The organism is Oceanimonas aquatica (assembly GCF_030732065.1).
Lineage (GTDB): Bacteria > Pseudomonadota > Gammaproteobacteria > Enterobacterales > Aeromonadaceae > Oceanimonas.
Genome location: NZ_JAVBHX010000004.1, coordinates 39,522 through 58,640, shown reverse-complemented (window position 1 = coordinate 58,640; position 19,119 = coordinate 39,522). Strand labels below are relative to the sequence as shown.

Sequence of the window (19,119 nt, the reverse complement as noted above, 5' to 3'; positions counted from 1 at the left end):
AAAGAACGGCGAGGCAGACAGCCTCGCCGGCCGTGTTACATGTCGTTCAGACGGAACGCGGCAATCTTGTTGATCTCGGCAACGGCGCGATCAAACTCGGTGTCGTAATCGTTGTGAATACGCTCTTCAAAGGCCGCCAGGATCTGGTGACGGTTGGAGCCTTTTACCGCCATGATGAACGGAAACTGGAATTTTTCCTTGTAGGCGTTGTTCAGGGTGGTGAAGCGCTCGAACTCTTCGGCGGTGCACTCGCTGATGCCGGCACCGGCCTGCTCGTTGGTGGAGGCTTCGGTCAGCTCGCCGCGCTGGGCGGCCTTGCCGGCCAGATCCGGGTGAGCGTTGATCAGGTCAAGCTGAGCCTGCTTGTCGGCGTTCAGCATCACACCGCTCATGCGGGCGTGCAGCTTTTCAATCTCATTGTCGGCCTCGGTCAGGCCCTGATCATAAGTCTGCTCTGCCACCCAGGGAGAGTGCTCGTAGATGTCGGCGAAAGTTTTTACGAATTCGTCGCGGCCCATGGAGGCGGGCTTGCAGGTCTTGAACAGGCTCATTACTTGTTTCCTTTATAGGGGTGGTGCTCATGCCAGTGCTTGGCAATGTCGATGCGGCGGGTAAACCACACCTTGTCGTGGCTGCGGGCGTACTTGATGAAACGCTCCAGACCGGCCATACGGCCCGGACGGCCCAGCAGGCGGCAGTGCATGCCGATAGACAGCATCTTGGGAGCTTCGGCGCCTTCTTCATAGAGCACGTCGAAGGCATCTTTCAGATACTGGTAGAATTCTTCACCGTTGTTGTAGCAACCCTGGCCAAAGCGCATGTCGTTGGTGTCCATCACGTACGGAATCACCAGGTGGCCCTTGCCCTTGTTGTCTACCCAGTAAGGCAGATCGTCGCCGTAGGAATCGGAGTCATACAGAATGCCTTCGTCTTCCATCACAATCTTGCGGGTGTTGGGGCTGTCACGGCCGGTATACCAGCCCTGGGGGCGCTGGCCACAGACGCGTTCAAAGATTTCCATCGCCTTGTGGTAATGCTCGCGCTCTTCTTCTTCGCTCATGAACTGATAGGTGATCCACTTGTAGGCGTGCGAGCAGATCTCGTGACCTTCGTCCATAAACGCCTTGGCGATTTCCGGATAGCGCTCAATGGCGGTGGCCACGGCGAAGATGGTCAGCGGAATGTCGTAGCGCTTGAACAGGCGCAGCAGACGCCATACGCCAGCGCGGCTGCCGTATTCGTAGATGGATTCCATGCTCATGTGGCGGGCATCGGGGAAGGCCACGGCCGCCGGCATTTCAGACAGGAAGGCTTCAGATTCGCCGTCGCCGTGCAACACGTTACGCTCACCGCCTTCTTCGTAGTTCAGTACAAAGTTGATGGCGATACGGGCGTCACCGGGCCACTTGGGGTGAGGAGGGTTGGCGCCATACCCGACCAGGTCGCGGGGATAGTCTTTGTTTTGGCTCATCTGAAAACTCCTAAAAAAACAAAGGATTACATGCCGGCCAAAGGCAGCCGGGAAGAGAGAGTTTGACGGTCGTCACAATCTTCCCATTGTATACAATAAAATCAACTTATGTAAATGACTGGTTTAGTTTTTGTATCGGAAGGCATCCGGAAATCTTGCTTTGTGGCCGTAAAGCAATGACAATCAGCGATGAATCAAGATGTCCACGTTCAGAAATGTGATCTGGTACGTAAAAAAACATATCTCGATGTTAAGATAATGTAGACGGACCAGTTATCTTGATGTAAAAATACTTCTACCGGCGTTGTTCGTCGGTAGTACCTTGGACTTTGAAGACGCAGTAATGCGCAAGGTAACTTGAAAATGGGAAGACTCACTACTCACGTACTCGATACTGCCAAGGGCCTGCCCGGCACCGACATCAAGGTTGAGCTGTACAAGGTGGACGGCGAGCAAACCACGCTGCTCAACACCGTTTACACCAACCACGACGGCCGTACCGATGCGCCCATCCTGGAAGGTGCTGACTATGTATCAGGCAAATACCAGCTGGTATTCCACACCTCTCCTTATTTCAAGAAACAAGGTATTGAACTGCTCGAGCCGGCGTTCCTGGATGACGTTGTTATCCGCTTTGGTATTGCCGAAGGCGAAGAGCACTATCACGTACCCCTGCTGATCTCGCCCTACAGCTACTCTACCTACCGCGGTAGCTAAAGGGTCGCAGACGGCTCCTGCTCATGCCGCCGGCCCAGGGAACGACTGGCGGCATGAGCAGTCTGCACATTACCCACGAGGACTTCCGGTTATGGAACACGCCAAGCACGAGCCAACCTCTCACCCCCTCCCGGCTTCACCGGGACTCCTGGACAGACTGTTCAAACTGAGCGCCCATGGCACCACGGTCAAAACCGAGCTGGTGGCTGGTCTGACGACCTTTATCACCATGGCGTACATCATTTTTGTTAACCCCAATATCATGTCTGCCTCCGGCATGGACGCGGGAGCCGTATTTGTCGCCACCTGTATCGGTGCCGCCATCGCCACCCTGTTTATGGGACTCTACGCCAACTGGCCGGTGGGCCTGGCCCCGGGCATGGGCCTGAACGCCTTCTTTGCCTTTACCGTGGTCGGCGAGATGGGCTATAGCTGGGAAGTGGCACTGGGTGCCGTGTTCTGGTCCGGCATCATTTTTACCGCCATGAGCTTCTGGAAGATTCGTGAATGGGTGCTCGACGCCATTCCCCAGTCGCTGCGCTATGCCATGACCGCCGGTGTGGGCCTGTTTCTGGGCTTTATCGGCCTGAAAACCGCCGGCATCATCGCCGACAGCCCGGTCACCCTGCTGACCACGGGTGATCTGACCCAGCCCCCGGCCTGGCTGGCCGTTGCCTGCTTTCTGATTATTGCCGTACTGGCGCATCGCAAGATCTTCGGCGCCGTGCTGATCGGCGTGCTGGGTACCACCCTCATCGGTCTGGGCATGGGCATTGTGGAATACAACGGCATTTTTGCCGCGCCGCCGAGCCTGTCCCCCACCCTGTTCAAGCTCGACATCATGGGCGCCCTGGACGTGGGCATGATCACCGTGATCCTGGCGTTTTTGTTTGTGAACATGTTCGACACCGCCGGCACCCTGATGGGCGTGGCCGAACGCGCTCACCTGCGCCGCCCCGACGGCACCATTGAAGGCCTGAAAAAATCCCTCAAGGCCGACAGTGCCTCGTCCGTGATCGGTACCTTTGTGGGCTGCCCGCCGGTGACCAGCTACGTGGAAAGCTCCGCCGGCGTGGCCGCCGGTGGCCGTACCGGCCTGACCGCGGTGACCATTGCCGCGCTGTTTCTGCTGTCGCTCTTTCTGGCGCCGCTGGCCGGTATGGTGCCCCCCTACGCCACCGCCGGCGCCCTGATCTATGTGGCCTTTCTGATGACCAGCAGCCTGGCCAACATCGAGTGGCACGACTACACCGAAATGGCCCCGGCCGCCATCACCGCCCTGATGATGCCGCTGACCTTCTCCATCGCCAACGGCATCGCCATGGGCTTCATCGCCTACACGGTGCTGAAAGTGGCCACCGGCCAGGCCGCCAGGGTCTCGCTGGGAGTGTATGTGCTGAGTGCCATCTTCGTGGCCAAGTTTATCTTTATGTAAGCCGTTGCCACTGAATGTAAAAAGCCACCGCAATGCGGTGGCTTTTTTATTTCCGGCGGACTCGTCTCACCCCGCCAGGCGGCTCATGCGCTGACGCAGCTCGTTCATCTTGTCGTTCATCACCTGTTCAAACCGGCCCAGCTCCAGCAACAGCCGCTCCCGGGAGCTTTCCCGGCCGAGCAGTTGCTCCAGCTCTTCAATGGCTGCATCCAGGGTTTTGGCCACTTCCCGGTCGATCACTTGCGGAAAACGGAACTTGAGGCTGCTGGGCTGACAGGAGTCCGCTGCGTGCTCAAACCAGACTTTCAGCTCCTTGTGATCATCAGCGTCACGCAGACGAAAACGGCTGATGGCATTGATGTTCTCAATGCCCATGGCAGCGAGCGTGGGGTAAGCCTGACTCATAACAACCTCCGTCATTCACACAAATCATTTACATCTCATTAACCGAAAGGCTAGCTATTTGTGCTGCTGGACGCTAGAGCCAGTTACCGGTGGGGAATGAGACCAGCTGGCCCTATTGAATGCCGCCGGCTGGTGCTAATGCCGGGGCAGGAGCACTTCTAGAGTGGGAACCACTACCTGTGAATACAACAAAGACAAGGAGCCGTCATGGCAGCAAATTCTCTTACCCTGGAACTGAGCCCGGAGCTCGCGGCACTGTTTGAAGAATACGAGGCCCTGACCCGCGTCAGCGCGGAGCAGTATGTTCAGCAGCTGGTGGAAAAGACCCAGCCCACCCTGGAAGCCATGGTGGCGGCCCTGCAGGAAGCCGGCGACGACGAAGACGCTGTGATGGAGCTGTTTGGCAAGAAAATGGCGGAATCCATGCTGCGTCAGCAGCAGGCGGCCCAGGCCTGAAAACAATAACGCCATGCGCAAGGCATGGCGTTATTGTATGTGATTACTTCAGCGCTTCTATCTGACGGCGCAGTTCGTCCAGCTTGTCCTGCATGACCCTTTCCATGTGCTCCAGATCCGCCAGCAACTGCTTTTTGGTGTCGGCGGTGGTGTCATCGGTGCGCACCTCGCTGCCCAGCAGGGTGTGCAGCTCCAGCAAGGCCTGGCGCAATACCGGGCTGGTGTCTTCCAGCTGGTGCCACTGCTCGGTTTTCTGAAACTCCACCGGACCCAGTGATTTGGGGCGGGCAAAGGTAAACTTCTTGCTGCGCGACAACAGCGAGCCCTTGGGTCTGTGGTAATAAATCTTGAGTACATCCGCCCGGCCTTCGCGACGAAGCTGGTAGCGGCTGATGTTGTCAAAAGAGGTGATACCCATCTGGGTAAGGGTGGGATACTGATTGCTCATTGCTGCTCACTCGGAAGTTCATTATTCAACACAATCCCGCACTTCTTGCGGAGAAAACTGTTGCTTCAGGCCTTCTTCCTTGAGCAGCGCCGACACGCGGGCCGGGTCGAGCAACAGGCCGAGAAGTCTAGCCCGCCCCGGAAAGAATGAACAGGGCCAGTTCAGCCTTTTCGCTGGCACCAGCAGCCTGACGAAGTCAGGCTGAAACCAGCACGGTTTTGGCCCGGCAGAACTCTTTCAGCGCCGGCCGCTGGGCCGGATCGGAGTGCGGCGGCCAATGCCGGCCATGGTAAGGATCCGGATTGACCCGACACAGATCAAAGGGCAGCGCCCGGGCCAGCTGCTCGCCGCGAGCGCGATCCTGAGTCCAGATGGACGCCATGCCATCGGGCGGCAATTGCCGGCACAGCGCCACCATGGCCGCGTCGTCCGCCACCCGCAATACGCCACAGAGCGGACCGGCGGGCCAGGCGGGAAACAGCGTCATGGCCGGATCATCACCCTCGATCAAGGTGGGCGGGTAATACCAGCCTTCTTCGTCAGGCAGGTAACCGCCGCAGCGAATGCGCCCGCCCCGGCGTTCGGCCTCGCGCAGCTGACGCTCCAGCCATTCCCGCTGGCCGCTCTTGGCCAGCGGCCCCAGCTCCACGCCCAGGTCGTCGGGCTGCCCCGGGTGAAGCTGAGCCAGCCGGGCGGTCAGCAGCTCCAGAAAGGCTTCTGCCAGCCCGGGGGTGATCAGCACACCACCCTCGCTCTGGCGCCAGCTGGCCCGGTAACGAAAACAGCTGTTCAGCACCGATTCCACCGCCGGCTCCAGCGCGGCGTCGTCCAGCACCAGTTGCAGATCCGCCTGAACCAGCTCAAGCCGCACCGGCTTGAGCTGAGCGCCGGCCAGGGCCGCCATGGCCGCCCCGCCCTTGCGCTCGCCACTGTAGGCCAGGCCGCCGATGCGCGAGTCCGCCACCAGTCCGGCCACCTGCTCCTTGGAGATCCGCAGCGGGGTCACCAGCCCTTCCGGCACCTCGGCCTCGACCATCAGCCGTTCCAGCAAGGTCACAAAGCGGGACAGATGCTCCGCCGGCTTCAGTAACAGGCCATTGCCGGCCATCAGCGCAGGCACCAGCAAGCGAAAGCATTGCCACAAGGGCGCCGGTCCGGCGGTGAGCGCCAGCATCAGCCCCAGAGGAAGCTGACTGACCTGGCTGCGCGCCGACGGCAGCATGGCCTGGCCATGAGCGGCAAAATGGGCACACTCCTCGGCGCAACGCTCCACCTCCTGCAGGCAGTCGGCCAGCAGGGTGCCGGTTTCCAGACTCAGCTCCCGGGCCAGGGACTCGCGCTTTGCCGACAGGGTGGAGGCCAGCCGGAACAACAGCGCCGCCCGTTCGGCGGGCGTCACTTGCTGCCAGTCCAGCGTGGCCTCATGGGCCCGGGTCAGGCATTGCTCCAGGCCGGGTCCGCTCAGGCAGGCATGATGAGCCAGCACGCGGCCAGAACTGGGATCAAAGGAAACAAAGGTCATAACACGGCTCCTTGTGCAGGGCTCACCGCGCCCTCGGCAACGAAATCGGCTGGTATACTGAATGCTGTGGTGGCACTCGGTACCACGTTTTCACCGACGTTAATCAAGGGTTAACCGGCCCGCAAAGGCCAGTTGCCTCTGTTGTATGGAACCAGGAGACAATTCCCATGCCCGAGCCGACGGCCGGCTATTTTTCCCGCATGCAGCGCCTGCTGCCCTTTCTCGACTGGTGGCCCCGGGTCAATGGCAACAGCCTGCGGTCCGACGCCCAGTCCGGCCTGACCAACGCCATTGTGGTGCTGCCCCAGGGGGTAGCCTATGCCCTGATCGCCGGCCTGCCGCCGGAATACGGCCTGTATGCCGCCATTATTCCCGCCGTGATCGCCGCCCTGTTTGGCTCGTCCTGGCACCTGATTTCCGGGCCCACTGCCGCCATGTCGGTGGTGGTGTTTACCTCGGTCAGCCCGCTGGCCGAGCCCGGCACCGCCACCTTTATTGCCCTCGCCCTGACCCTGACACTGATGAAGGGGGTATTTCAGCTGGTGCTGGCCCTGGCCCGGCTCGGGGTGCTGGTGAATTTTGTGTCCCAGTCGGTGGTGATCGGCTTTACCGCCGGCGCCGCCGTGGTGATCGCCTCCAGTCAGCTGCCCACCCTGCTCGGTGTTGCCATCGAGAGTAACGGCAGTGTCACCGGCACCTGGTGGCAATTGCTGCATCATTTACGGGAAGTGGACTATTACAGCCTGTCGGTGGCGCTGTTTACCGTGGCGGTGTGCGTAGCGATCAAGCGCTGGCGACCGCGCTGGCCCAATATGCTGATTGCCCTGGCCCTGGCCAGCGGACTGGCGGTGATGATCGATCCGGCTCATGAGCACATCGCCCTGGTGGGGGCCATTCCTTCCGGCCTGCCGCCCTTAAGCCTGCCTGATTTCAGCCTGGCGAGCATCAGCGCTCTGGCCCCGGGAGCACTGGCCATCAGCCTGCTGGGGCTGGTGGAAGCCGCCGCCATTTCCCGGGCCATTGCCAGCCGCTCGCATCAGCGTCTGGACGACAACCAGGAGTTCATCGGCCAGGGGCTGTCGAACATAGTGGGCGCCTTTTTCTCCTGTTACGCCTCGTCGGGCTCCTTCAGCCGTTCCGGCATCAATTACACCTCCGGCGCCCGCACCCCCATGGCGGCCATTTTCGCGTCCGGTTTTTTGCTGCTGATCGTTCTGCTGATCCCCGGTATTACCACCTGGCTGCCCCGCCCGGCCATGGCCGGCCTGCTGCTGGTGGTAGCCTGGAACCTGATCGACTTTCGTCATATTGGCATGATTATTCGCGGCTCCCGCTCCGAGGCCACGGTGCTCACCGCCACCTTTGCCGCCACCCTGCTGGTGGAGCTGGAATTTGCCATTTACACCGGGGTGATCCTGTCGCTGGTGTTCTACCTCAAGCGCACCTCCACCCCGCGGGTGGTGTCGATTCTGCCCGACCCCGACAGCAAGCATCCGTTTTTTGTTAACGCCGAACGCCGCCGCCTGCCCTACTGCCCCCAGCTCAGAGTGATCCGCATTGAAGGCTCGCTGTTCTTTGGCGCGGTCAACCATGTGCAGGAATACCTGCAGGCCATTCGCGAGCCCAGGCTGCTGATTGTGGGCAACGGCATCAACTTCGTCGACATGGTGGGTGCCGACATGCTGGTGCAGGAGGCCGAGCGCCGGCGCGAGCTGGGCGGCGACCTTTACCTGTGCAACCTGCGCGAAGGGGTGCTGCGCTTTTTGCTGCGCAACAACCGGCTCGATGACATTCGCCGGGACCATGTGTTTATCAACAAGGGCCAGGCCATCCACCGCATTTACGATCAGCTGGATGCGGACGTGTGCCGCACCTGTACCGCCCGTATTTTCAGGGAATGTCATATTCGGCCGCCGGGGCAGCCCAACGAAGCAGACTGAGAGCACACTGGCCATATGGCCGCCGCGCAACTGGCCCTGTTCAGGGCTTCGGTGACAGTTAGAGTGTGTTAACACTTTGTTATTCTTAGCCGTTGCCAGCGAGGCCAGTGCCATGACCGATCTTCTTCACGACCACCCCAGCCGGCTGCGCCCGGTACGCGAACTGTTCAACCTCGACGTGGACATGCAGGTACCGGTGTTCGAGCACAAAGACGAACACGTGCCCGACATCGACCCCAACTACTGCTTCAATCCGGATGTCACCCTGGCCATTCTGGCCGGCTTTACCCGCAACCGCCGGGTGCTGCTGCAGGGCCTGCACGGCACCGGCAAGTCCACCCACATTGAGCAGGTGGCCGCCCGCCTCAACTGGCCCTGCGTGCGGGTCAACCTCGACGGCCACATCAGCCGTCTGGATCTGGTGGGCAAGGACACAATCGTGCTGGAGGAAGGCAAGCAGATCACCCGCTTTCAGGAAGGCATAGTGCCCTGGGCGCTGCGCCGGCCGGTGGCGCTGATCTTTGACGAATTCGACGCCGGCCGCCCGGACGTGATGTTCGTGATCCAGCGCATTCTGGAGCAGGACGGTAAGTTCACCCTGCTCGACCAGAATCAGGTGATCACTCCCAACCCCAATTTCCGTCTGTTCGCCACCGCCAACACCGTGGGCCTGGGCAACGTCACCGGCCTGTATCACGGCACCCAGCAAATCAACCAGGCCCAGATGGATCGCTGGAACATCGTCGCCAAGCTCGACTACCTGCCCCGGGAAGACGAAATTCAAATCATTCAGGGCAAGGTGCCCCGCTATAACGACGCCCGTGGCCATGAGCTGATCAGCCGCATGGTGGCGGTGGCCGAGCTCACCCGGGCCGGCTTTGCCGCCGGCGATCTGTCCACCCTGATGTCGCCCCGCACCCTGATCGCCTGGGCCGAAAACACCGAGATCTTCAATGATGCCGCGCTGGCGTTCCGGCTGTCGTTTCTCAACAAGTGCGACGAGGCCGAACGTCCGCTGGTGGCCGAATACTACCAGCGCTGCTTTGATGAGGAGCTGATCGAACCGCAAACCCTGCAACTGACGGCAATCTGAACCATGGCCGACTCCAACCACACTCCGGATCCGGCCGCCGAGGCGCGCCGCCAGCAACGACTGGAAGAGCTGTGCGCGGCGCTGATACGGGCCCAGTCGGCTCAGGCCGCGGTGCGCTACCGGGGCCACCGGCTGGAATGGCGCGGCAAGGCCTATCCGCTGCGCGCACCGCACCTGCAACTGAACGCCCAGCAGGACGACTGGGCTTCATGTCGGGGCGTGGCCGATGCCATTGCCCTGCGCCTGCGCCATCATGACACCGAGTTGCACCGGCACCTGCTGCCGGCGCCGCCGGTGGCCCGGCTGGTATTCGAGTTGCTGGAGCAGCTCAGGGTCGAATCCCTGGTCCCTGCCCACCACCCCGGCAGCCGGCGCAACCTGCATTACCGTTTCAGCGCCTGGAGCAATCGTTTTCTGGCCTCGGGCCAGACCGAAAGCCACCTTGGCATGCTGCTGTTTACCCTGTCGATGATGAGCTGGGTACAGATGGGTGGCGGTCCCATCGACGAAGGTACCGAGATGCTGATCGAGTCGACCCGCATGTTTCTGCTGCGGGAAATCGGCCAGCCCTTTGGCCGGATCCGGCGTTGCCGCGAGGATCAGGCCGCCTACGGCGAGCAGGCGCGGGCCATCGCCCTGACCGTGAACGAACTGATCGAGGATCTGCAACAGCAACTGGCCGACGGCGAGCAGGATCAGGACGCGCTGGAAGAGGTCGGCAACGGCTTTGGCCTGCTGCTGGATTTTGATGGCGACGGCGATCAGAGCGGCAGTCTGGCCGGCGGCGCCTCGACCCGTGACAGCGACGGCGAAGCCGGCTACCGCATTTTTACCAGCCAGTACGACAAGGAATGGCAGGCCGCCAAAAAGGTGCGTCCCGAGCTGCTGGCCCGACTGCGTCAGCAGCTGGATGAGCGCATACGCGCCCAGGGGCTCAACCTGAATGGCCTCACCAAAAAGCTGCGCCGGCTGCTGGCTCGCCCTCACGACGACGGCTGGCGCTTTGGCGAAGAGGAAGGCCGCCTCGATGGCCGCCGGCTATCAACCCTGGTCACCAGCCACGCCGACCGCCGAGTGTTCAAGCAACCCCGGGATGAATGGCAGGCCAATGCCGCGGTCACCATACTGGTGGACAACTCCGGCTCCATGCGTACCCACATGGAACATATCGCCATGCTGATCGACCTGCTGGTACAGGGGCTGGAGCGCACCGGTGCCCGCACCGAGGTGCTCGGTTTTACCACCGGCCACTGGAATGGCGGCAAGCCACTCAAGGACTGGCAACGCCGGGGCCGCCCGGCCAACCCGGGGCGCCTTAACGAGCGCTGCCACCTGGTCTACAAGGGTACCGATACCCCTTGGCGCCGGGCCCGGCGCAGCCTGGCGGCCCTGCTCAAGAGCGACATGTTCCGGGAAGGGCTGGACGGCGAAGCCTTGCTGTGGGCCGAGCAGCGACTGCTGGCCGAGGATGTGAACGAGCGCCTGCTGCTGGTGATCTCCGACGGCTGCCCCATGGATACCGCGACCCGCCAGACCAACGAGCAGGACATTCTCGACAGCCATCTGATGGCGGTGGCCGATCGCATCGACCGGGATCCGCGCATTCGCCTGTGCGCACTGGGAGTGGGGCTCGATCTGAGCCGATATTACCGCCACAACCAGTTGCTCGATCTGGAACACAGCCCCGACAACCGCATTTTTGATGAAATTCTGGGCCTGTTAACAAGAGCCATGCGAGGCTAAACCGAATTCCTGACCAGTGTCATCTCACACAAAATAATTAACAGTTTTTTTACAAAGGACATTTTCAAAGCATTGATAAAAAAGAGGTTTTATTCTGGACCCAGCTTGAAAACACAAGTGGCCCTAACCAATTTAACAGCCTCATTCAAAGATGTTGTCAGGCTTTCGAGAAGCCGAACACCACGGCAAGCCGTCCTGGCGGTCCCTTTCAGGGCAGAGCGGCATGTATTGAGCCAGTCTCACGGAGTGTTCGCACTCCGGCTATCACGGAAGGTAAACGCCCGGTTTCAACCGGGCCACACAACTGGAGCAAGAAACCATGATATTCAAGCAACGTTTTGTGAAGTCCGTCTCCCTCGCCCTCTGCCTTGGCGCCGCCATGGCCAGCCCTCAGGTGCTGGCGAAGACATTTCGTATTGCAGTCGGTGATGCTGCCGGCAGTGCCCAGCACCAGCTGGGTCTGAAATTTTCCGAAGCATTTGCAGAAAAAACCGACGGCAAACACGACACCCAGATGTTCCTCAACGGCCAGCTGGGTGACGAACAGGCCACCGTCAACGATGCCTCCATGGGATTGCTCGACTTCTCCATTCTGGCCATCAACAACGTGACCCCCTTCTCTCCGTCGGTGGGCGTACTGACCCTGCCCTACATGATGCAGAGCCTGGATGACGCCGTGACCCTGACTCAAGGGGAAGTGGGCCAGCAACTGGTGGAAAACACTGTTCGTGATGCCGGCGTGCGCATTGTGGGCTGGACCTATACCGGATTCCGGGTACTGACCAATTCCCAGAAGCCGGTAGAAAAGCTGTCCGATCTGCAGGGCCTGAAGATTCGTGTGCCCAACAACGAGATCATGATCGACACCTACCGCGCCTGGGGCATCAACCCCACCCCCATGGCCTGGTCCGAAACCTTTACCGGCCTGCAGATGGGCGTGGTCGACGGTCAGGACAACCCCTACATCACCGTATCTTCCATGAAGTTCGATGAGGTGCAGAAATACATCACCAACATTCGTTATCTGTTCTCCATTGAGCCGCTGGTCATGTCCGAAGCCGTATTCCAGGAACAGCCGGAAGATGTGCAGCAGGCCATTCTGGAAGCTGGCAAGGTAGCCACCAAGCACAGTGCCGAGTGGCTGGTTGCCCAGGAAGACAAGATCAAGACCGAGCTGGTTGAGAAAGGTATGGAAATTACCGAGCCGGCCGGTGGCGAACAAGAGTGGATCGACAAGGCCGTCAGCCAGGTCTGGCCCAAGTACTACGACCAGCTGGGTGGCAAGGAAGAACTGAACAAGATCCTGAAATCCCTGGGCCGGGACACCATCTAAGCAACAGGCCTAGTGATACTGCCCCCGGTCCCACCGGGGGCAGCGTCCATCAGGGAGGAAAATGCCATGAGTATCGGCAAACTTACTTATAAAATTATCGACAACATTGAAAGGGTTCTCTGCAGCACCCTGCTCGCCACCTTTGTTGTTATTCTGTTTATTCAGATCATTTCGCGGCAGTTGTTCGATTACTCCATCTCCTGGAGTGAAGAACTATCCACTTATATGTTTGTCTGGTTCGTCTATTTTGGTGCCAGCTACGCCACCAAACTGGCGGCCCACAACCGGGTTACCTTTCAGTTCAAGCTGTTCCCGCCCCGCGTGGCGGTGTGGAGCGAAGCACTGGCCGACCTGATCTGGGTGGGTTTCAACAGCTACTTCGTCTGGCTCAGCTATGACTTCGTGTTCAATAAAATGAACCTGTTCTGGAAATCCCAGACCCTCGGATTTCCGATGAAATACGTTTACATGATCCTGCCCATCGCCTTTGCACTGATGACCTTTCGTATTTTGCAGGTGAATTACTACAAGCTGGTCAAGGGCATCGACATTCGCGATCCCGAGTCGCTGGAAGTGGAAAAACTCATGGACTCGGCCCAGCAGCCGCAGGCAAATGATCCTGCGCAAAAGGACGAACCCCAGTCCCCCACTCAAGGCCGAGTAAAAGCGGGAGCACATCATGGTTGAATCATCCGTCGTACTAATCCTGTTCGGCAGCTTTCTGGCGCTGCTGCTGCTGGGTGCGCCCATCAGCGTGTCGCTGGGGGTATCGGCGCTGGCATCGTTCCTTTATCTGGGTGAAAACCCCATCAAGTTCGTGCAAATCGCCTTTACCTCGGTGGGCTCCTTTCCGCTGATGGCGCTGCCCGCCTTTATACTGGCCGGCGCCCTGATGGAAGCCGCCGGCATTTCCAAACGGCTGGTGGATCTGGCCGAGAGTTTTGCCGGGCCCTTTACCGGCGGCATGTCGGCCGCCACCGTCATGGCCTGCATGTTCTTTGGCGCCATTTCCGGCTCCGGTCCCGCCACCACCGCCGCCGTGGGCATGCTGATGATTCCGGCCATGGTCGATCGGGGCTATGGCAAGGGTTATGCCTCGGCCATTACCGCTTCTTCCGGCGGTCTGGGCGTGGTCATTCCGCCGTCCATTCCCATGGTGATCTTCGGTATTTCCGCCATTGGTCTGATGGCGCCCCCCGAGGCAGTGGCCGAACACGGCCAGTTCCAGTCGGTATCCATTCCCAAACTGTTTATTGCCGGCTTTTTCCCGGGACTGGTGCTGTCCTGCGGCCTGCTGACCATGAACTATTTCATGTGCAAGAAACAGGGTTACAAGGGCACTACCGATGGCTGGTCCGGCGCCAACATTCTTGCCATGCTGCGCAAGGGAACCTGGTCGGTGCTGGCCCCCATCGTGATTCTGGGCGGTATTTACAGCGGTCTGTTCACCCCCACCGAGTCGGCCATTGTCGCCATCTTCTACACCCTGTTCATCGGCTTTTTCGTGCACCGGGAGCTGAAGATAAAGGACGTGCTGCGTTCGCTGGAAACCACCACCTGGCTTACCGGCCGCGTGCTGCTCATCCTGTTTACCGCCACCGTGTTCGGACGGCTGCTGGTGGAAAACCAGATCCCGGCCATCGTCGCCTCGTCGATGCTGGAGCTGACCAGCAACATCTACCTGATCTGGGCGCTGATCATCTTCTTCCTGCTGTTTGTGGGCATGTTCATGGAGACCCTGGCGGCCATTCTGATCCTGACTCCGGTACTGCTGCCGGTGGCCTATAGCCTGGGGATTGACCCGGTTCACTTCGGCATTGTGGTGGTGTGTTGTCTGTCCATCGGCTTCCAGACTCCGCCATTGGGTGAAAACCTGTTTATCGCCTCGGGGGTATCGGGCACCTCCATCGAGGAAATTTCCGTGCGGGCCCTGCCCTTTGCCCTGACCTCGGTACTGGCGGTGTTCATTATCGCCTTTATACCGGAAATCACTCTGTTCCTGCCCAGATTGCTCGGGTATTAGGGAGCCAACTCAAGTCTGTAACAATGCCGCCGGCGTGATCAGGGTCAAGGCCCGTTCGCGCCGGCGGCATCATCATGATGTCATGGTTCAGCGTCTATGCTGATCAGTGAAAATTACGATTCCAGCCAGTAAGGGAGTACCACATGCTGCCGCAAGTCAACCGAATCCTGTATTGCACCGACCTGTCCAAGAACGCGTCCTACGCCTTTCAGTATGCCGTGTATCTGGCCAAACAGACCGGCGCCGACATTCATATTCTCAAGGTGGTGGAGCAACTCTCCAGCGACGAAAAGCTCACCCTGCAGTCCTATATTCTCAACCAGAACAGCCGGGAAGAGTTTTTGCACCAGCGCCTGAACCACGCCAAGGCCCAGTTGCAGGAGCGCCAGGATTATTTCTGGGAGCATATCGCTCCGGAAGAAAAGGCCCTGCGCCCCAAAATCACGGGCTGCGAGGTGGTGGAAGGTTACCCGGAGCAGACCATTCTGAAGCGCTCAAAGGAGCTGGACTGCGATCTGATTATCATGGGTGCCCACGAAAAGGGCTGGCTGCAGACCCTGCTGGGCAGCGTGGCCAAGAACGTGCTGCGCGAATCGCGCATTCCGACGCTGATCGTGCCCCGTCCGGAAAAGAACAAGGCCTGATCCCTTCAGGCGGCTCCCGTCTTTCGACAGGGGCTCCTTACCTTCACCAGGCCACTCCCCGGCATTTCACCAGGTCACCCCCGCCAAGGCGGGGGGTCCACCCAGCAGACAACACTCACGTTGATTACCAGGCCTGGCAGGCGTAGCCGTTGTAAAGGCATAAAGCCCATGTCAGTTACTGCGCCGATATTAATGCCGCTGCACACCTGCCCTGGATTCCCGTTTTCAGAGTATGACGACATGTGGGCACTTCTTGCTTGTAAAGTCGTCACCCCCGCGAAGGCGGGGGCCATGTCACCGGCTTCGTCGATGTTAATGCCGCTGCACACCTGTCCTGGATTGCTGTTTTCACGGGAATGACGGGGTTCGGGCAACGATGCAACTGATACACTCCGAAACAAAAAAACCGGGCATCGGCCCGGTTAAAAAGCGTACACAATGAATGCTAGGCCCAGTGGATCCTGTCCTGATCCTCGGGGCGGGTAACCGCACGACCCAGAGGCACATGATCGTTGATCGCCTCGCGGATCGCCGCTTCTTCCTCGGCGGTAAAGCCGCCGCACAGTTCAATCAACTCGATGCGGCGGGTCAGCATTTCCTGAGCGGCCATGATGGCTTCTTCCAGGGTGCTGACGCCGGATACTGCCAGATCAAAGGCTTCGCTCTTGATGCGGCCATGATGCTTGAACATCTCCAGGCTGGGCGCTTTTACAATAAATCCGTAACGACTCAGGCTCATCTGTTCTCTCCTTGTTCAGGCGCTGACGCGGGTGGGTGCCGCAGTGGTCTGACGGTTGTGGTGCACTATGCTGGCCAGGGCGCAGGACGCCAGCCTCGCCTCGGGCGGATCGGCACGGGAGGTGAGGATAATGGGCACGCGCGCCCCCAGCACCAGACCGGCGGCGGTGGCCCCCATAAAGTACACCATCTGCTTGAACAGAAAGTTGCCCGACTCCAGGTTGGGCACCAGCAGAATATCGGCCTCGCCCGGAACCTGCCCGGAAATGCCCTTGATCTCGGCCGCTTCCCGGGACACGGCATTGTCGAACGCCAGTGGTCCTTCCACCACGGCGCCGGGCAGGGCGCCCATGGCCGCCAGCTTGACCAGCTCGGCGGCGTCCTGGCTCGAGGGCATGCTCTTGCTCACCTCTTCGGTGCCCGACAGCAGCGCCACCTTGGGCTCGTCGCAGCCCAGGGCGTGCAGCAGCTCAATGGCGTTGCGGGCGATATGCAGCTTGTCGAGCACACCGGGCTGTACGTTGATCACCGCATCGGTGATGCACAGAGCCCGGCAGCTGCCCGGCACCGTCATGTGGAATACATGGCTCAGGCGGCTGTCGGTACGCAGCCCGGCGGCACGGTTAAGCACCGCCCGCAGCAATACGTCGGTATGCACATGGCCCTTCATGATGGCGTCGGCCTCGCCCTGACTGACCAGGGCCACCCCCAGACGGGCGGCATCGGCCTCGTCGGCAGCATCCACCAGGCGGACGCCGGACAGATCCCAGCCCATGGCCTCGGCTTCCTGGCGCACCCGCGCTTCATTGCCCACCAGAATGGGCGTGATCAGCCCTTCCTGCTGTGCCAGGTGCGCGCTGGCCAGGGACACCCGGTTGACCGGGTTAATCACCACTGTGCTGACGGCTGAGTATTGCCGGGCCTGCTCCAGCAGATGGGCCGGACATTCCTTAGGATTGGTATTGAGCATCACGGATTCCCTTTGATGATGGCCAGTAGACAACCGAATACCGCTCGGCAAACGGGATTGGGTTGGCTTTCTGGAAAAAACCCGGCCGCAAGCGGCCGGGTAAAAAGACTGCCCCGAAGGGCAGCCGTACCTGTCAGCAATAGTCCTTGTACTTGTCCAGGTGACGTACCGGCTTGGACAGGGCGTCACGACGGAAGGGGTCGCCCAGTTCGCGGGTACACATGATTTCGATAACGGTGGTCTTGCCTTCTTCCATCTGGCGTTGGATAGCAGCCTGCAGAGTCGGACCCACGTCTTCCAGCTTGTCGACGGTTACCCCTTCGGCACCCATGGAGCGGGCGATGTCGGCAAAGCTCGGGTTTTCCAGATCACCGGCCACGAAGCGGCGGTTGTAGAAATCAACCTGGTTCTTCTTCTCGGCGCCCCACTGGCGGTTGTGGAACACGATGGAAGTAACCGGAATGTGCTCACGTACGCAGGTCATGATTTCCATCATGGACATGCCCCAGGCGCCGTCACCGGCGTAGGAAACGGCCGGACGGTTGGGCGCGGCGGTCTTGGCACCGATGATGGTCGGCAGGGCGTAACCGCAGTTGCCGAAGCTCATGGCGGCGAAGAAGGAACGCGGCTTTTCAAAGCGCAGGTAGCTGTTGGCCACGGAGTTGATGTTACCGATATCGGTAGACACCATCACGTCTTCGGGCATGGCCTTTTCCAGCTCACGCAGTACCTGACGCGGGTGCAGGTAGTTACCCTGCTCTTCGGACTGCTCGGCGATCATGTCGAGGGAGTAATCGTCCTTCTCGTGAATCCACTGGTCCAGCTCTTGTTCCCAGGCTTCTTTTTCGGAAGCGATTTCGGTGGCACGGGCGCCCTTGTTTTCCAGGCAGGAGACGTTGAGGCTCTGCAGGCGATCCAGAATGGTCACGGCAGCGGCCTTGGCATCGCCACATACGCCCACGGAGATCTTCTTCACCAGGCCCAGCATCTTGGCATCGCAGTCCACCTGAATGATCTTGGCTTCCTTCGGCCAGTAGTCCAGACCGTGCTGCGGCAGGGTACCGAACGGCCCCAGACGGGTGCCCAGTGCCAGTACCACATCGGCGCGGGACAGCAGCTTCATGCCGGCCTTGGAGCCCTGGTAACCCAGCGGACCACACCACAGCGGGTGGCTGGCGGGGAAGGAGTCGTTGTGCAGGTAGCTGTTCACTACCGGCGCACCCAGGTATTCGGCCAGCGCCTTGCACTCTTCTACCGCGTCGGCCATGACCACACCGCCACCGGAGATGATGACCGGGAATTGGGCTTCGGCCAGCAGGGCCGCGGCCTGCTGCAGGCTTTGCTCACCGCCGGCACCACGCTCGATGCGGATCGGCTGAGGGATTTCCACGTTGATGTCGCCGTAGAAGAAGTCACGGGGAATGTTGAGCTGGGTCGGACCGTTTTCCAGCATGGCGCGGTCAAAACAGCGGGCGGTGTACTCGGCCATACGCGCCGGGTTGGACACATGGCCCTGATATTTGGTGATGGTTTCAAAGAAGGGCAGCTGCTGCGCTTCCTGGAAGCCGCCCAGGCCCTGAGTCATGGAGCCGGTTTCCGGCGTGATGCAGACCACCGGGCTGTGGGCCCAGTAGGCGGCGGCAATGGCGGTCACGAAGTTGGTGATGCCGGGACCGTTCTGAGCGATACACACACCGTGACGGCCACTGACCCGGGCATAGCCATCGGCCATGTGACCGGCGCCCTGCTCGTGCACCGTGGGGATCAGGCGAATGCCGGCGGGGGCGAAAATGTCCATGGCATCCATAAAGGCAGAGCCCATGATACCGAAGACGTCGGTAACACCGTTGGCCGCCAGGGTTTCGACCAAAGCTTCACTGGGAGTCATACGTGGCATAACTGTCTTCCTTTTGCTGTTTCCCGTTGGTGGCGGCCTTAAGCCAACCCCCTCGGTTGGGTTGAGTTCAATATTCCGTTTTCTGTTCGGGCAATTGCGTTTGTTATGACGAGCAAGCACCGCTGCAACACTGAGTCTTTGGTGGCTCGCTTGGGAAACAGCTTAGGAAGGGGGGGCAAGGGAACATAGGGCCAGTTTTGCCACCCATGTTACGCCAGCGTTAAAAAATTGGTATTTCGCCATCGGCCAACCTGAACCGGACACTGGGCTCAAGTGGCTTTCAT

General features: G+C 60.1%; 18 protein-coding genes. 10 read left to right on the top strand and 8 right to left on the bottom strand.

The annotated features are described in order from the left end of the window. Positions 1-35 precede the first annotated feature (35 nt). Positions 36-551: a 2-oxo-4-hydroxy-4-carboxy-5-ureidoimidazoline decarboxylase gene (gene uraD, locus Q9290_RS07135; protein WP_306078952.1), complete on the bottom strand. Its 516-nt coding sequence runs from the start codon at positions 549-551 to the stop codon at positions 36-38. Further along, the gene (puuE, locus tag Q9290_RS07130; RefSeq protein ID WP_306078951.1) at positions 551-1,471 is read right to left on the bottom strand and encodes an allantoinase PuuE; all 921 of its coding nucleotides are present in this window, start codon (positions 1,469-1,471) and stop codon (positions 551-553) included. Before puuE ends, uraD begins: the two co-directional genes overlap by 1 nt. 363 nt (positions 1,472-1,834) lie before the next feature. Here puuE and uraH point away from each other — a divergent pair, with 363 nt between their 5' ends. Both uraH and Q9290_RS07120 read left to right on the top strand, forming a co-directional pair. Then, a complete protein-coding gene (uraH, locus tag Q9290_RS07125) occupies positions 1,835-2,188 on the top strand; it encodes a hydroxyisourate hydrolase (protein WP_306078950.1) in 354 nt (117 codons plus the stop codon). Positions 2,189-2,279: 91 nt separating this feature from the next. After that, a complete protein-coding gene (locus tag Q9290_RS07120) occupies positions 2,280-3,623 on the top strand; it encodes an NCS2 family permease (protein ID WP_306078949.1) in 1,344 nt (447 codons plus the stop codon). 66 nt (positions 3,624-3,689) lie between these two features. On the opposite strand, the gene Q9290_RS07115 is transcribed toward Q9290_RS07120, so the two are convergent. Further along, positions 3,690-4,028, bottom strand: coding sequence for a DUF3461 family protein (locus Q9290_RS07115; RefSeq protein WP_306078948.1), 339 nt, complete (start codon positions 4,026-4,028; stop codon positions 3,690-3,692). A 207-nt stretch (positions 4,029-4,235) separates the two neighbouring features. Between Q9290_RS07115 and Q9290_RS07110 the strand changes: the two genes are divergently transcribed. Continuing rightward, positions 4,236-4,484 carry a hypothetical protein gene (locus Q9290_RS07110; RefSeq protein ID WP_306078947.1) on the top strand — a complete coding sequence of 83 codons (249 nt, stop codon included), beginning with the start codon at positions 4,236-4,238 and terminating at the stop codon, positions 4,482-4,484. A 43-nt stretch (positions 4,485-4,527) separates the two neighbouring features. Here Q9290_RS07110 and Q9290_RS07105 read toward each other — a convergent pair whose 3' ends face one another. Beyond that, the gene (locus Q9290_RS07105) at positions 4,528-4,932 is read right to left on the bottom strand and encodes a DUF3461 family protein (RefSeq protein WP_306078946.1); all 405 of its coding nucleotides are present in this window, start codon (positions 4,930-4,932) and stop codon (positions 4,528-4,530) included. 196 nt (positions 4,933-5,128) lie between these two features. Beyond that, positions 5,129-6,454 (bottom strand): aldehyde dehydrogenase family protein, encoded by a 1,326-nt coding sequence (locus Q9290_RS07100; RefSeq protein WP_306078945.1) that lies wholly within the window; start codon positions 6,452-6,454, stop codon positions 5,129-5,131. A gap of 167 nt (positions 6,455-6,621) precedes the next feature. Here Q9290_RS07100 and Q9290_RS07095 point away from each other — a divergent pair, with 167 nt between their 5' ends. The 7 genes from Q9290_RS07095 (at position 6,622) to Q9290_RS07065 (ending at position 15,230) form a co-directional block, all read left to right on the top strand. Continuing rightward, a complete protein-coding gene (locus Q9290_RS07095) occupies positions 6,622-8,394 on the top strand; it encodes a SulP family inorganic anion transporter (RefSeq protein ID WP_306078944.1) in 1,773 nt (590 codons plus the stop codon). 112 nt (positions 8,395-8,506) lie between these two features. Continuing rightward, positions 8,507-9,487, top strand: coding sequence for an AAA family ATPase (locus Q9290_RS07090; protein WP_306078943.1), 981 nt, complete (start codon positions 8,507-8,509; stop codon positions 9,485-9,487). Between the two features lie 3 nt (positions 9,488-9,490). Continuing rightward, on the top strand, positions 9,491-11,230 hold the full coding sequence (locus Q9290_RS07085; protein ID WP_306078942.1) for a cobaltochelatase CobT-related protein: 1,740 nt from the start codon (positions 9,491-9,493) through the stop codon (positions 11,228-11,230). 319 nt (positions 11,231-11,549) lie between these two features. Continuing rightward, positions 11,550-12,563, top strand: a complete 1,014-nt coding sequence (locus Q9290_RS07080) for a TRAP transporter substrate-binding protein (protein WP_306078940.1) — start codon at positions 11,550-11,552, stop codon at positions 12,561-12,563. A gap of 66 nt (positions 12,564-12,629) precedes the next feature. Next, entirely contained in the window at positions 12,630-13,250 is a 621-nt protein-coding gene (locus Q9290_RS07075; protein ID WP_306078939.1) for a TRAP transporter small permease, read from the top strand. After that, complete coding sequence (locus tag Q9290_RS07070) at positions 13,243-14,586, top strand: TRAP transporter large permease (protein ID WP_306078938.1); 1,344 nt, start codon at positions 13,243-13,245, stop codon at positions 14,584-14,586. The genes Q9290_RS07075 and Q9290_RS07070 overlap by 8 nt, the downstream gene beginning before the upstream one ends. A gap of 143 nt (positions 14,587-14,729) precedes the next feature. Further along, a complete protein-coding gene (locus Q9290_RS07065; RefSeq protein WP_306078937.1) occupies positions 14,730-15,230 on the top strand; it encodes a universal stress protein in 501 nt (166 codons plus the stop codon). Between the two features lie 445 nt (positions 15,231-15,675). On the opposite strand, the gene Q9290_RS07060 is transcribed toward Q9290_RS07065, so the two are convergent. From Q9290_RS07060 to xsc, 3 genes are all read right to left on the bottom strand, one after another. Then, positions 15,676-15,969, bottom strand: a complete 294-nt coding sequence (locus Q9290_RS07060; RefSeq protein ID WP_306078936.1) for a DUF6506 family protein — start codon at positions 15,967-15,969, stop codon at positions 15,676-15,678. Between the two features lie 15 nt (positions 15,970-15,984). After that, a complete protein-coding gene (locus tag Q9290_RS07055; protein WP_306078935.1) occupies positions 15,985-16,938 on the bottom strand; it encodes a bifunctional enoyl-CoA hydratase/phosphate acetyltransferase in 954 nt (317 codons plus the stop codon). 133 nt (positions 16,939-17,071) lie between these two features. After that, positions 17,072-18,835 (bottom strand): sulfoacetaldehyde acetyltransferase, encoded by a 1,764-nt coding sequence (xsc, locus tag Q9290_RS07050; RefSeq protein WP_306078934.1) that lies wholly within the window; start codon positions 18,833-18,835, stop codon positions 17,072-17,074. Positions 18,836-19,119: the final 284 nt, after the last annotated feature.